Source organism: Nesterenkonia sp. DZ6 (genome assembly GCF_022565835.1).
GTDB lineage: Bacteria > Actinomycetota > Actinomycetes > Actinomycetales > Micrococcaceae > Nesterenkonia.
Genome location: NZ_JAJOYW010000004.1, coordinates 194,622 through 207,375 on the forward strand (window position 1 = coordinate 194,622; position 12,754 = coordinate 207,375).

Below are 12,754 nucleotides of genomic sequence, written 5' to 3' on the forward strand. Positions count from 1 at the left end.
ACGCGTCCTCGCCGCTTCCGGCTCTGGATCGCGGTGCTCGCGACCGCCGTCATCGCGGTGCTGCTGGCCACCGGGCTGCGCCTGTTCGTCGTGGACGTCTACACCGTCTCCCAGGTCTCTATGGCGCCCACTCTGGCTGACTCCGAGCGGATCCTGGTGGAGAAGGCTTATCCCGAGGACCAGGGCGTCCGGCGCGGAGATGTGATCGTCTTCGACGGAGAAGGCTCCTTCACCCCCTACGTGGGAGGGGGTTCGACCCTCGAGCAGCTCGGAGCGAGGGTCGGTCACTGGTTCGGAATCGCGACACCTCCTGCGACCTACGTCAAACGCGTGCTCGGCACCGGCGGAGACATCGTCGCGTGCTGCGCGGACTCCGGGCAGCTCACCGTCAACGGGGAACCCGTGGAGGAGCCCTATCTGGGCCGAGACGTCACCGCGCAGGCTCCTGCCTCAGAGCTGAGCTTCGAGGCTGAGGTTCCGCCGGGCCGACTCTGGGTCATGGGGGACAACCGCGAGCAGTCCCTGGATTCGCGGGCGCTGCTGGGCGCACCCGGCGGGGGTATGATCAGCGAAGACCGCATCCTCGGCCGCGTCACCGGCGTCTTCTGGCCCTGGAATGAACGACGAGAGCTTCCGGAGGCACTTCATCAGCACCAGTGACGGGCCTCCGTCTCCATCGCCGGAGAGCCGCAGAGAACGCCGTCGTCGGGCCCGCTCGGCGCGGCACCCGGTGGTCGGATTCCTGATCGAGATCGCCACGATCCTGGTCTTCGCGCTGGTCATCTCCTTCGTCGTCAAGACCTTCTTCTTCCGGGCCTTCTACATCCCCTCTGAGTCGATGGAGCCCACCCTGGAGGTCGATGACCGGATCATCGTGAACCTGCTCGCCCCAGACCTCATGGAGGTCGAGCGCGGCGACGTCGTGGTCTTCGAAGACACCCGCCAGTGGTGGGGCGCCGGGAGCCAGGTGCCCACGAACGCCTTCCAGGACGCGATGATCTTCGTCGGTCTGATGCCGGACACCTCCTCGCACTTCGTGGTGAAGCGGATCGTGGGCCTCGGCGGTGACGAGGTGGAGTGCTGTGACGATCAGGGTCGGATCATGGTCAACGGCGAACCCATCGACGAGCCCTATATCTTCCCCGGCGACGTCCCCAGCGAGGGTGAGTTCGCGGTGACCGTTGCCGAAGACAGCGTCTGGCTGCTCGGGGATCACCGCGGGAACTCCGCGGACTCGCGCTCCCACGTGGATGAGCCCGACATGGGTGCGGTGCCGATCGAAGACGTCATCGGTCGGTCCTCGGTCGTGATCTGGCCGTTTGACCACTTCGGCGACGGCGGAACCGAGCGTGACCCCTTCGAGGCGGTCCCGGAGCCTTGAGCGTCTGGTCCCGGCGCCGCGCCACGCGTCTCATGCGAGGGCTGCGCTGATGCCCGAGAACGCCACGCTGCTGCCCGAGCTGGGAATCGCCGCCGGACGCGACGTCCGCTACATCGCTGGGATCGACGAGGTCGGCCGCGGCGCCCTGGCGGGCCCGGTCAGCATCGGAGTGGTGGTCTTCGATCTTCAGGCCCCGGTCTTCGCCCAGACGCCGACGACGAGCGGGATCTGTACCCAGCTCGACGGCGTGCGCGACTCCAAGCTGCTCAGTGCCAAGGCCCGGCAGCGCTGGCATCCACACATCTGCGAACACGCCGCCGCCTACAGCGTCCAGCACCGGGCGCCGCGGGAGATCGACGCCCTGGGCATCAACGGGGCGCTGCGGGCCGCCGGGCTCGCCGGGCTCAACGCGGTCGAGGTCAAGCTCGGTCGGCCGCTGGACGCCGTCATCCTGGACGGCGCCCATGACTGGCTGACCCATGGCGCCTCGCCCCGCGTGCAGACCATGGTCAAGGCCGATATCAAGGCACTGACGGTGGCCTGCGCCTCGGTGCTGGCGAAGCTCGAACGCGACCGTCTGATGGAGGAGCTCGCCGCGGAGCATCCCGGATACGGCTGGGACTCCAACCGCGGGTATGGCTCTCAGGGTCACCGGAATGCGCTGCTCGAGCTCGGGGCCACCGCTCAGCACCGGCTCAGCTGGAACCTCGGGGTCTGACCGCACCGTCTGACCCGAGTCCGACCGCACCGTTGAAGTCACTCTGACTTCCACGGCTTCCCGAGTCTTCCCCAGGAGCCGCCTGCCCACTCGGTCCGCGTGCGTCCTCCACAGAGCCCGGGGGCAGTCCCTCTGCTGTCCCGCTGTGCCGGATGCTGGTGCCTGTGAGAGAGGAGCGCGAATGCGAGCCAAGGACGTCACCGGCATGGTCGGGGAACAGATCGCGGCCGACTATCTGGGCCGACAGGGACATCAGATCCTGGAGCGGCGCTGGCGCGGCGCGCACGGTGAGCTGGACCTGATCACCAGGGACGGGGCCCACCTGGTCGCCGTGGAGGTCAAGACCCGACGGGGCATCGGATACGGGCACCCCTTCGAAGCGGTCAACGGGCGCAAGCTCGCGCGGCTGCACCGGCTGCTGCTCGAATACTGCGTCGGCCAGCAGTGCCTCCAGGTTCCGCGACGCGTGGACGTCGTCGCGGTGCTGCTCAGCGGAGCGGCTGCGGCGCACGCCGAGGAGCATCTGATCCATCGGCTGGAGCACCTCAAGGACGTGAGCTGATGAGCATGGGTCGGGCCCGCGGGGTGGTGCTCTTCGGCATGGATGGGCATCTGATCGAGGTGGAGGCCGATATCGGGCGGGCGCTTCCGGGGTTCATCCTGCTGGGCCTGCCGGACGCTTCGATGCGTGAGAGCCAGGATCGGATCCGATCGGCGGCGAAGAACACCGGGATCGATCTGCCCGCCCGCCGGCTCACCGTCAACCTGCTTCCGGCCTCGCTGCCCAAATCCGGCTCGGTGCTCGACCTCGCCATCCTTATCAGCGCCTGGGCTGCAGACGGGAGGGTACACCGCACGTCCGAGGTCGTCTTCCTGGCGGAGCTGGGTCTCGACGGGCGGCTGCGACCGGTCCGCGGTGTGCTGCCCGCGGTGGCGGCAGCACAGGCTGCCGGCGCGCAGACTGTGGTGGTCGCCCAGGAGAACGCTCAGGAGGCCGCCCTGGTGCCCGGGATGGAGGTCCTTGCCGGGTCTCATGTTCGGCAGGCGGCGGCTTCTTTCGCCTCCGCCGCGCTCGAACCACTGGTGCGCGATGCTCCCGGGCTCGAACGGTGGTCCGCAGACCGTTCTCGGGAGGCGCCTGCTCTGGTGGACCCTTCGCAGCCGGCCCGGTCGCCGCAGGTCTGTTCTGCTGATCTCCGTGGCGAGGTCGACGACGGCAGGCCGCTCTCCTGCGACCCTGTGCCTGACCTGGCAGAGGTCCGGGGTCAGCAGGAGGCCCGGTTCGCTCTGGAACTAGCGGCCGCCGGCGGCCACCACCTTCTGCTCATCGGCGCTCCCGGTGCCGGCAAGACCATGCTGGCCGAGCGGATGTCCGGCATACTGCCGCCGCTGGATGATCAGGCGGCGATGGAAGCCACCGCGATCGAGTCGATCTCGGCAGAACCCCGCACCGTGACCAGGCTGCGACGCACACCGCCGTTCCAGGCCCCACACCACAGTGCCTCGATGGCAGCCATCGTCGGTGGCGGAGCGCGGATCGCGCGGCCCGGTGCCGTCACTCGCGCACACCGGGGAGTGCTGTTCCTCGATGAGGCCCCCGAATTTCCGCGCCACGCGCTGGACGCCCTGCGCCAGCCCTTGGAGACCGGAAGGATCTCACTTCACCGCTCCGCCGGCAGCGTGACCTACCCGGCCCGTTTTCAGCTGGTCCTCGCGGCCAATCCCTGCCCGTGCGGGCTCAACGTCGGTGCCGGGACAGGCTGCCGGTGTTCGGTGGCTCAGCGCCGCAACTACATGGCGCGCCTCTCCGGTCCGCTCCTGGATCGGATCGACCTGCAGATTCAGGTCGACCGGCCGCGATCAGCGGCCGACGCACTGGGACCGCCGGGGGAGAGCTCCGCGGTCGTCCGCGCCCGAGTCCTGGACGCTCGAGGCGCACAGCGCGAGCGCCTCCGCCTGTGGGGCCTGCGCACCAACTCCCAGGCCCCTATGCAGCTGCTGACCGGAGATCTGCGGCTGCCCGCCGGTGCCACCCGGCACATCGACGCCGCGCTGGACCGGGCCGCGATCTCGCTGCGGGGATATCTTCGCGTCCTGCGACTGGCCTGGACCATCGCCGACCTCATGCACAACGACCGACCGGGGGCCGATGAGGTCGACGCTGCCCTGCAGCTGCGGCAGCGGTCTCACAAGACCTGAACCCAGGAGGACCTATGGAACGAGATCCCGCCCCCGGCGAACCGAGGGCTGCTTCCCGGAAAGAACGGATCATCCGGGCAGAGCTGTCCCGGCTGATCGAACCCGGAGACCTGCTCGCCGGGCTCGCTCTGGAGACCTTCAGGGCCCAGCACCTCCACGCGCTGATCACCTCTGAGCATCCCCCGTCCGCGGCGGAGCGTCATGCTCTGGCGCAGGCCGCCGAATCGGCGGGGCTCGGACCTCGGCAGCAGGACCTGCGCGTCGGGCTCGAGCGATGGCGCACCCGCTGCGGGCAGCTGCACGGAGCTGCCGATCTCGCCACGATGAGCAGGCTCGGCGGGGGCCTGCTGATCCCTGAGGATCCCACCTGGCCTGCGCAGCTGCGTGACCTGGGCCCGCTTGCCCCCGTGGCGCTCTGGTTCCGGGGCGGCGCGGAGGAGATCGCGTCCCAGTCGCTGGGTCGACTCCCGGAGCCGACCCGGGCCGTGGCGATCGTGGGATCCCGGGAAGTCACCGACTACGGCATCCGGATCACCGCGGAACTCACCCAGGATCTGGTGCAGACCGGGCTCTGCGTGGTCTCTGGCGGCGCCTACGGCGTTGATGCCGCCGCGCACAGGGCCGCTCTGCGCGCGGCTTCAGCGCCGGTCTCAGGCTCGCGCCCGGGGCCGGGATCGGCGGCCAGCGCCGCTTCCGGCACCTGGAGCGGAACCCAGCCTGCGCCGACACTGGCGGTCTTGGCCGGGGGCCTGGACCGGTTCTACCCGGCTGGCAACGAAAGTCTGCTTCAGGAGGTGGCGGTGACCGGGTTGCTGCTCAGCGAGATGGCGCCTGGATCGGCGCCCACTCGGCACCGGTTCCTGCAGCGAAACCGGCTCATCGCAGCGCTGGGCATGGTCACGGTCATCACGGAGGCGCGATGGCGCAGCGGAGCTCAGTCCACCGCCCACCATGCGCTCACGCTTGGCCGGGAGGTGGGGGTGGTGCCCGGAAGCGTCTTCTCCGCCTCCTCGGCGGGGTGTCACCGACTGCTGCGGGAGACCCCGGCACAGCTGGTGCGCGACGCCACCGACGTTCTGACCCTCGTCACCGGCGGCGGAACCTACGGACCAATGCCGGCGGGCGACTCCGACGTTCCATGCCATGCCATCGTCCACAGGACCGGGCGCCAGGCTCCACCGTCCCGACACACCGTCCAACAGGAGCTTCCCGGACCAGCGGGGCGGGATCACCCGCAGGATGGACTCGATGAGGCCCAGCGCCTGCTCCTCGACGCGCTGCCCAGGCGTGGATTGAGCGCCCCGGGCAAGCTCTCATCCGTCGCGGGGCTCCCGCTGCCCACGGTGCTCGCCGAGCTGACCCGGCTGCAGCGCTCCGGCCACGCAAGGACCGTCAACGGGCACTGGGGCCGAGCATGACCGGCGCGGAGAACCCTGACCCAGCGCGTCCAGTCGTAGACTTCCGCCATGGCCTCCGCGCAGGATCGACCACGAGACACCGATCGACCATCAGACACCGAAGCTCCGGTCGACCCCGAGCTGATCACGGCGTTCATCGATCACCTCAGACACGAACGAGGGCTCTCGGCCCAGACGATCCGGGCGTACCGCAGCGATCTGCGTCAGCTCGCCCAGCGGCGCGGAGATCTGCAGGAGATCAGCCTGGCCGGGATCCGGAGCTGGCTGGGGGAGCTGCACGAGGCGGGGCTCTCGCGGAACACCCTCAACCGCAAGACGGCCTCGGTGCGGGCCTTCACCGCCTGGGCGCACCGCCGGGGTCACCTGCGAGAAGACCCCTCCGTCCGTCTGCGGACCGCCCGTCGAAGCAGCCACCTGCCCGATGTGCTGCAGCATCAGCACGTCGAAGAACTGACCAGTCACCTCGCGGATGCGGCGCAGCAGGCCGGCCAGGCCGCGGAACTGGATGCGATCGCTCATGCGCTGAGCCTGCGCGACGCCGCGATGGTGGAGCTGCTCTACGCCACCGGGATGCGCGTCTCCGAGCTCAGCGGCCTGGACCTCGCCTCCTTCGAGACCGGTCGGCGCATGGTCCGGCTGCTCGGCAAGGGCAACAAGGAACGGATCGTCCCATACGGCGTGCCGGCGGAGACCGCGCTGCGAAGCTGGCTCGACCACGGACGGTCTGAGCTGGCCACACCGGCCTCGGCGAACGCCTGCTTCCTGGGTCGCCGCGGGGGCCGCATAGACGTGCGAACGGTGCGCCGCGTCGTCGACGATGCTCTGGCCCGGCTCGGGACCACTGCCGCCCGAGGGCCCCATGCGCTGCGGCATACGGCGGCCACCCACCTGCTGGAAGGGGGCGCTGATCTGCGCACGGTCCAGGAGCTGCTGGGACACGCCTCCTTGAGCACCACCCAGCTCTACACCCACGTCACCATCGACAGGCTTCGCGACGCCTATGGCCAGGCTCATCCTCGTGCCTGAGAAAGTGATCTGACCTGGATCTGTTAACATCAGTAGTGTTGCTCGACGCGCTAGGTGTTAACCTTGGCAGAGCATCGAAACCATCAGCCACCTGGCTGCTGTCTGGTCGTAGGGGAAGACGTACCAACAGCACAGTGGAGGATGGATATGTCGAAAAATACGGCCCGAGGTGTGCTTCACATCCATTCGGCGCCCGCCGCGCTCTGCCCGCATGTTGAATGGGCGGTGTCCTCGGCGGTCGACTCGCGAGTGGACTTCACGTGGCACCCGCAGCCTGCCGCGCCCGGAGACTTTCGGGCGGAGCTCTCCTGGGAGGGTCCAGCCGGACTGGGCGCCACCCTGGCCTCAGCGCTGCGCGCCGTGAGTCATCTGCGCTTCGAAGTGACCGAGGACCCATCGCCGGGCTGCGACGGCGGACGCTGGTCCCATACGCCCGAGCTGGGCATCTTCCATGCCACCACCGACGTGCACGGCAACATCGTCGTGTCCGAGGATCGGATCCGCTACGCCTACGAGATGGGCGCCGGTGACCCCTCGGTGGTCTACCAGGAGCTTTCGCTTGCCCTGGGTGAGGCCTGGGACGAGGAGCTAGAGTCCTTCCGCCACGCGGCAGAGGGTGCACCGGTCCACTGGCTTCACCAGGTGGTCAGCTGACCCGAGGCTGACCGGGCGGCGCCCTCCACCGCCGTCCCGCAGCTGCGCAGCCCAGCAGCGTCTGGTCGACGTGCACAACTACAGGCTTGCCGCACAGAGCCCCCCAGCGGGCCATCGCTTCCCAGCGCGGCAGCTTCCACATGAAGCAGAGAAGACCCCCGGCCGAAATCCCTGAGGATCCTGGCCGGGGGTCTTCTCGCGTGCTCATGCCACGGGCCTGCCCGGGCAGAAGGGCTCAGTAGGTGCGGAAGGCCGCCACGGCGTTGTGTCCGCCGAAGCCGAAGGAGTTGCACAGCGCCACCTGCTGCTTGTCGCCGAGGTCCCGGGGCGAGCCGGTGACCACGTCGAGCGGCATCTCCGGGTCCTGGTGGTCAAGGTTGATCGTGACCGGTGCGCGGCGTTCATGCAACGCCTTCACGGTCAGCACCGACTCCACGGCGCCGGCGGCGCCGAGCAGGTGCCCGGTCTGGGACTTGGTGGCGGAGATGCAGACGTTCTCGAGGTGATCCCCGAACACCGATCTCAGTGCCGCGTACTCTGGCTTGTCTCCGACCGGCGTGGACGTGGCGTGAGCATTGACGTGGGTCACGTCGCCCAGCTCCGCGCCGGCGGATTCCAGGGCTCGGCGCAGCGCGCGGGAGGCTCCCAGCGCTTCAGGATCCGGGGCCGTGATGTGGTGGGCGTCTGAGGTGATCCCAGAACCAGCGAGCTCCGCGTAGATCGTGGCGCCGCGGGCCTTGGCGTGCTCCTCGGTCTCGACCACAAGGGCTCCAGCGCCCTCGCCCATGACGAAGCCGTCGCGGTCGCGGTCATAGGGTCGGGACGCCGCGGCGGGATCCTCGTTGCGCTTGGACAGCGCCTGCAGCGAGCTGAACGCCGCCATGGGCAGCGGGTGGATGGCAGCCTCGGTGCCTCCGGCGAGGACGACGTCGGCGTCACCCTTGCGCAGCATCTCCAAGGCCACATCCAGTGCCTCGACACCGGAGGCGCAGGCCGAGACGGCGGTGCGGGCGCCGCCCTGGGCGCCGAGATCGAGGCTGATCGCCCCGGCGGCGCCATTGGGCATCAGCATCGGCACGGTCATCGGCATGACCCGGCGCGGTCCACGTTCACGCAGCGTGTCCCAGCTGTCGAGCAGCGTCCAGACTCCACCGATGCCGGTGGCGAAGGACACCGCGACCCGCTCGGGATCCAGGTCATAGCCCTCATCACCGGGGCGGCTGAGTCCGGCGTCGTCCCAGGCCTGCCGGGCGGCGACCATGCCCAGCTGGGTGGAGCGGTCCATTCGGCGGGTCTCCGGGCGGGCCAGCACCTCTGCAGGCTCGACCGAGACCTCGGCGGCGAAGGTCACCGGAAGCTCGTACTTCTCGACCCAGTCGTGCTCCAGGGTCTTGGCTCCCGGCGTGCCGGCCAGCGCGTTGGTCCAGAGCGTGTCCACGTCGCCGCCGATGGGGGTCGTGGCGCCGAGACCGGTGATGACAAGACGACGTGTCATGGATCTACCTCAATGAGAGTGGGACTGCAGGTGGGGGAGAGGAGGGGAGGGCCCGGCGCTGCGCCGCAGCCCTCCCGTCCGATGCGAGGCTGGATCAGCCCTGGGCGTTGGCGATGAAGTCCACGGCGTCACCGACGGTGGCCAGGTTCTTCACCTCTTCATCGGGGATCTTCACGTCGAACTTCTCTTCGGCGTTGACCACGATGGTCATCATCGAGATCGAGTCGATGTCCAGGTCCTCGGTGAAGGACTTGTCCGACTTGACCTCTTCGACCTCCAGGCCGGTCTCCTCGTTCACGATCTCTGCCAGGCCTGCGAGGATCTCGTTCTTGTCAGCCATATCGGCGACTCCTTTTCTTTGGGTGGTTCTTTCGGGTTCGTGGTGAATCTGTCCCGGGCCTGCGTGGCAGCCCCGGGCCCGGGGCTACGGCAGTCGGATGACCTGCGTGCCGTAGACCAGTCCGGCTCCGAATCCGATCTGCAGAGCGAGACCGCCGGAGAGTTCTGGGTTCTCCTTGAGCAGGCGATGCATGGCCAGCGGGATCGAGGCTGCGGAGGTGTTTCCCGCGTCCACGATGTCCCGTCCGACCATCACGTGCTCAGGAAGCTTCAACTGTTTGACCATCTCGTCGATGATGCGCATGTTCGCCTGATGCGGGACGAAGGCCACGAGGTCATCGGCGGTGATCCCGGCGGCGTCCAGCGCCTGCTGGGCCACCTTCGCCATCTCCCAGACGGCCCAGCGGAACACGGTGGGACCGTCCTGGCGCAGCGTGGGCCAGTACCGGTTCTCCGCATCGAGGAGCTCGGCGGCGTCCTGGGTCTCGCGAGCTCGGGCGAGGGCGTCGCGGAAGTTCAGCATCGTGCTGTCCATGGCCACTGCCTCCCACTTCTCGCCGTTGGAGCCGAGGATCGAAGGCGAGATGCCGGGCACCTCGGAGGGGCCGATGATCGCGGCTCCGGCACCGTCGCCGAGGAGGAAGGAGATGGTGCGCTCGTGGTTGTCGATGAAGTCGGAGAGCTTCTCGACCCCGACCACCAGGACGTAGGGCGAGAGCCCGGAGCGGACCATGGCGTCGGCCTGACCGATCCCATAGCAGTAGCCGGCACAGGCCGCCGAGATGTCGAAGGCCGCCGCCGGAGTCGCGCCGAGGCGGTGCGCCAGGTCCGCCGCGGCGGAGGGTGTGGCGAAGGGATGCGTGACGGTGGCGACGATGACCCCGCCGAGCTGGTCGCCTGAGATCCCGGCATGCTCCAGCGCCTCGCGGGCGGCGCCTTCGGCCATGTCGACCACAGAGACGTCGCGCGGGGCGCGGTGGCGGGTCTTGATGCCGGTGCGCTGCTGGATCCACTCATCGGAGGAGTCGATCCACTGGCAGATCTGCTCGTTGTCGATCACGAGCTCAGGACGGTAGGCACCCAGGCCCATGACACGGGTGCCCGCCAGGGCGGTGGGCTGGTTCAATGCGACAGTCACGTCAGGAACGTCCTTCGTGGATCATTGTGGGGTAGCTGTGCGGCAGTGCTGCCGGCACAGAAGATGTCTGAGGCCACCAACATCGGGCCTCTCGGCTCAACCCGCATGCTCGGCGATGAATTCCTGGGCGGCGTCGATGTCCGCGGGGGTCTTGATGGCCAGCGACTTCACGCCCTTGAGTCCGCGCTTGGCCAACCCGGTCAGCGTGCCGCCGGGCAGCAGCTCCAGCACGCCGGTGACCTCGGCCTGCGCCATGGTCTCCATGCAGAGGTCCCAGCGGACCGGACGGGTCACCTGGTCCACGAGGCGCGCCAGGACGTCAGCGCCGGTGGAGACGTAGGCGCCGTCGCGATTGGAGATCAGCCGGTGTCGCGGGTCGGCCACCTCGAAGCTGGCGGCGGCGGCGGCCAGGGCCTGCTTGGCCGAGTCCATGAACTCCGTGTGGAATGCTCCGGCGACCGTCAGCGGGATGACCCGGGCCCGGGTGGGAGGGCTGGCCTCCAGCGCGGCGAGCTTGTCCAGCTCCCCGGCCGCCACGATCTGGCCCGGCCCGTTGGCGTTTGCGGGGGTCAGTCCGGCGTCGGCGATCACCTGGCGGACCTCGTCCTCGACACCGCCGACGACGGCGGCCATCGAGGTGGGCACCGCTGCGGCTGCGGCGGCCATCGAGGTGGCCCGCACGCGGATGAACGCCAACGCCTGCTGCGGCGTGAGCACCCCGGCCAGGACGGCGGCGGGGATCTCGCCCACGGAGTGCCCGGCGTAGAGGACCCGCTCGGGATTCGCCCCGGTGAGATCCAGCGCTGAGGCGCTGAGCAGGGAGGCGGCCACGATGAGCGGCTGGGCGACCGCGGTGTCCCGGATCGTCTCGGCATCGGAGACCGTCCCGTGGGTGAGCAGGTCGGTGCCGGAGTGCTGGGAGTAGGCGTCGAGCGTGGCGCGGGAGGCGTCGTCGCTGATCCACTCCGAGAGGAAGCCTTGGGTCTGGGAGCCCTGTCCGGGGCAAACTATGGCAAGCACAAGTCCAACTTCCCATATCGCGGATGGTTTTCAGGGGTCATGCGCTCACCAAGCTCCACCGTGGCCTTTGTAGGTACCCTACAACGCAGATTCGATGACGGTGCGAGGTCAGCCACGGGGCCCGGTCAGAGACGGCCGACTGCCAGCGCGGTCTGCAGAACGTACGCGTCGCGCGGGGAGACGGGGTCCCAGCCGGTGATGTCCGTGACGCGGCGCAGCCGATAGCGCACAGTGTTGGTGTGTACGAAGAGCTCGCGGGCCGTGGCCTCGAGCGAGTGACCGGCCTCGAGGTAGGCGGTGACGGTCTCGAGCAGCCCGTTGCCGGCGGCCCTGAGCACCTCGAAGATGCTGCTCCTGAGCACAGTCTTCGCGGTCTCGTCTCCACATAGTGCACGTTCCGGGAGCAGGTCCTCGGCGGCCACCGGGCGCGGCGCGGAGGTCCAGGCCCCGACCGCGGTGAATCCGGTGAAGGCCGACTGCGCGCTGCGGTGCGCCTGGCTGATCGAACCATCGAAGCTGGAGAAGACCACCTGGCCCGGACCGAAGCGGGGGAGGATCCGCTCGAGTCCTTCGGCGAGGCCGGTGACCCGGCCCAGCAGCAGGATCAGCCGGTCGCCATGGACCCCCACCACCGCATCGGAGGAGAAGCGGATGCATTGCCGTCGCAGCTGGGACATGAAGACCGCATCGGCCTGCTCCGGGGCCTCACCGACGACGACCACCACTCCCTCGTGGCTGCGCCACCCGACGGCCGCGGCGCGGGAGGCGATCTGTTCGGCGGGCTCTCCGCGCAGCACCGCATCCACGAGCAGGGCCTCCAGGCGCGAGTCCCACGCGCCGCGGGACTCCGCCGCGCGGGCGTAGACGTCAGCGATCGCGAAGGCGACCTCGCGGGAGTAGCGCAGCACTGCTTCAAGCATCAGCTGCTGGTCCTGCTGCGGCACCAGACCGGGCAGGCGCTGTTCCACCGCTTCGACGATGCTGCGGATCAGCTGCAGCGCGCGCTGCAGCGAGATCGTTCGCATCAGGTCGGTGGGGGCGTTGCCGAGCAGCTCGTTGACCAGCGGGAGCGAACGCGAGGTGGGGTTCTCCAGCCAGGTGATCAGGCCCCCGATGCCGCGCTGAGCGATCAGGCGCAGCGAGGCCCGCTCATCGGTGCTCAGGTGTCGGTACCAGGTGAGGGTCTCCTCCAGGTAGCAGTTGACCTCGTTGGTGAGGTTGCCCGCGTCGGAGCGGAGCACCTCCAGGGCCTCCCAGGAGACCGGTACGGGCCCAGGCGTCGTCGGAGCAGATGCAGTCATGCTCAGGAGCCTAGGCCGTGTGAGGTTCCCCCGCCAGTTGTGTGATCCCTACAAACCCCTCTGCC

General features: G+C 69.0%; 13 protein-coding genes. 8 read left to right on the plus strand and 5 right to left on the minus strand.

Annotated features, from left to right (window positions below; all coding sequences use genetic code 11):
* Positions 1 to 33: 33 nt before the first annotated feature.
* From lepB (LTH93_RS11200) to LTH93_RS11240, 8 genes are all read left to right on the plus strand, one after another.
* Entirely contained in the window at positions 34 to 660 is a 627-nt protein-coding gene (gene lepB, locus LTH93_RS11200) for a signal peptidase I (RefSeq protein WP_241464922.1), read from the plus strand.
* A 70-nt stretch (positions 661 to 730) separates the two neighbouring features.
* Positions 731 to 1,381 carry a signal peptidase I gene (lepB, locus tag LTH93_RS11205; protein WP_241470999.1) on the plus strand — a complete coding sequence of 217 codons (651 nt, stop codon included), beginning with the start codon at positions 731 to 733 and terminating at the stop codon, positions 1,379 to 1,381.
* 49 nt (positions 1,382 to 1,430) lie between these two features.
* Positions 1,431 to 2,099, plus strand: a complete 669-nt coding sequence (locus LTH93_RS11210) for a ribonuclease HII (protein WP_241464920.1) — start codon at positions 1,431 to 1,433, stop codon at positions 2,097 to 2,099.
* Positions 2,100 to 2,280: 181 nt separating this feature from the next.
* Positions 2,281 to 2,661 (plus strand): YraN family protein, encoded by a 381-nt coding sequence (locus LTH93_RS11215; protein ID WP_241464919.1) that lies wholly within the window; start codon positions 2,281 to 2,283, stop codon positions 2,659 to 2,661.
* A complete protein-coding gene (locus tag LTH93_RS11220) occupies positions 2,661 to 4,298 on the plus strand; it encodes a YifB family Mg chelatase-like AAA ATPase (RefSeq protein WP_241471000.1) in 1,638 nt (545 codons plus the stop codon). Before LTH93_RS11215 ends, LTH93_RS11220 begins: the two co-directional genes overlap by 1 nt.
* Before the next feature lie 14 nt (positions 4,299 to 4,312).
* Positions 4,313 to 5,716 carry a DNA-processing protein DprA gene (locus tag LTH93_RS11225; protein WP_241471001.1) on the plus strand — a complete coding sequence of 468 codons (1,404 nt, stop codon included), beginning with the start codon at positions 4,313 to 4,315 and terminating at the stop codon, positions 5,714 to 5,716.
* A 48-nt stretch (positions 5,717 to 5,764) separates the two neighbouring features.
* Positions 5,765 to 6,742, plus strand: a complete 978-nt coding sequence (locus tag LTH93_RS13340; RefSeq protein WP_274615890.1) for a tyrosine recombinase XerC — start codon at positions 5,765 to 5,767, stop codon at positions 6,740 to 6,742.
* 147 nt (positions 6,743 to 6,889) lie between these two features.
* Entirely contained in the window at positions 6,890 to 7,396 is a 507-nt protein-coding gene (locus tag LTH93_RS11240; RefSeq protein ID WP_241464916.1) for a DUF3145 domain-containing protein, read from the plus strand.
* A gap of 235 nt (positions 7,397 to 7,631) precedes the next feature.
* Here the strand turns inward: LTH93_RS11240 and fabF are convergent, their stop codons facing one another.
* The 5 genes from fabF to LTH93_RS11265 all read right to left on the minus strand — a co-directional run bounded on the left by fabF (position 7,632) and on the right by LTH93_RS11265 (position 12,689).
* Complete coding sequence (gene fabF, locus LTH93_RS11245) at positions 7,632 to 8,891, minus strand: beta-ketoacyl-ACP synthase II (protein WP_241464915.1); 1,260 nt, start codon at positions 8,889 to 8,891, stop codon at positions 7,632 to 7,634.
* Between the two features lie 94 nt (positions 8,892 to 8,985).
* Positions 8,986 to 9,231 carry an acyl carrier protein gene (locus LTH93_RS11250; protein ID WP_241464914.1) on the minus strand — a complete coding sequence of 82 codons (246 nt, stop codon included), beginning with the start codon at positions 9,229 to 9,231 and terminating at the stop codon, positions 8,986 to 8,988.
* A gap of 84 nt (positions 9,232 to 9,315) precedes the next feature.
* Positions 9,316 to 10,320, minus strand: a complete 1,005-nt coding sequence (locus LTH93_RS11255; RefSeq protein WP_241465100.1) for a beta-ketoacyl-ACP synthase III — start codon at positions 10,318 to 10,320, stop codon at positions 9,316 to 9,318.
* Positions 10,321 to 10,464: 144 nt separating this feature from the next.
* Entirely contained in the window at positions 10,465 to 11,388 is a 924-nt protein-coding gene (locus tag LTH93_RS11260; protein ID WP_241464913.1) for an ACP S-malonyltransferase, read from the minus strand.
* Between the two features lie 125 nt (positions 11,389 to 11,513).
* A complete protein-coding gene (locus LTH93_RS11265) occupies positions 11,514 to 12,689 on the minus strand; it encodes a PucR family transcriptional regulator (RefSeq protein ID WP_241471002.1) in 1,176 nt (391 codons plus the stop codon).
* Positions 12,690 to 12,754 lie beyond the last annotated feature (65 nt).

Coding starts and splice junctions, on each gene's coding strand:
- LTH93_RS11265 (WP_241471002.1), bottom strand. CDS start 12,689: ATGACTGCATCTGCTCCGACGACGCCTGGGCCCGTACCGGTCTCCTGG.
- LTH93_RS13340 (WP_274615890.1), top strand. CDS start 5,765: ATGGCCTCCGCGCAGGATCGACCACGAGACACCGATCGACCATCAGAC.
- LTH93_RS11250 (WP_241464914.1), bottom strand. CDS start 9,231: ATGGCTGACAAGAACGAGATCCTCGCAGGCCTGGCAGAGATCGTGAAC.
- LTH93_RS11240 (WP_241464916.1), top strand. CDS start 6,890: ATGTCGAAAAATACGGCCCGAGGTGTGCTTCACATCCATTCGGCGCCC.
- LTH93_RS11215 (WP_241464919.1), top strand. CDS start 2,281: ATGCGAGCCAAGGACGTCACCGGCATGGTCGGGGAACAGATCGCGGCC.
- LTH93_RS11255 (WP_241465100.1), bottom strand. CDS start 10,320: ATGGGCCTGGGTGCCTACCGTCCTGAGCTCGTGATCGACAACGAGCAG.
- LTH93_RS11210 (WP_241464920.1), top strand. CDS start 1,431: ATGCCCGAGAACGCCACGCTGCTGCCCGAGCTGGGAATCGCCGCCGGA.
- LTH93_RS11220 (WP_241471000.1), top strand. CDS start 2,661: ATGAGCATGGGTCGGGCCCGCGGGGTGGTGCTCTTCGGCATGGATGGG.
- LTH93_RS11225 (WP_241471001.1), top strand. CDS start 4,313: ATGGAACGAGATCCCGCCCCCGGCGAACCGAGGGCTGCTTCCCGGAAA.
- fabF (WP_241464915.1), bottom strand. CDS start 8,891: ATGACACGTCGTCTTGTCATCACCGGTCTCGGCGCCACGACCCCCATC.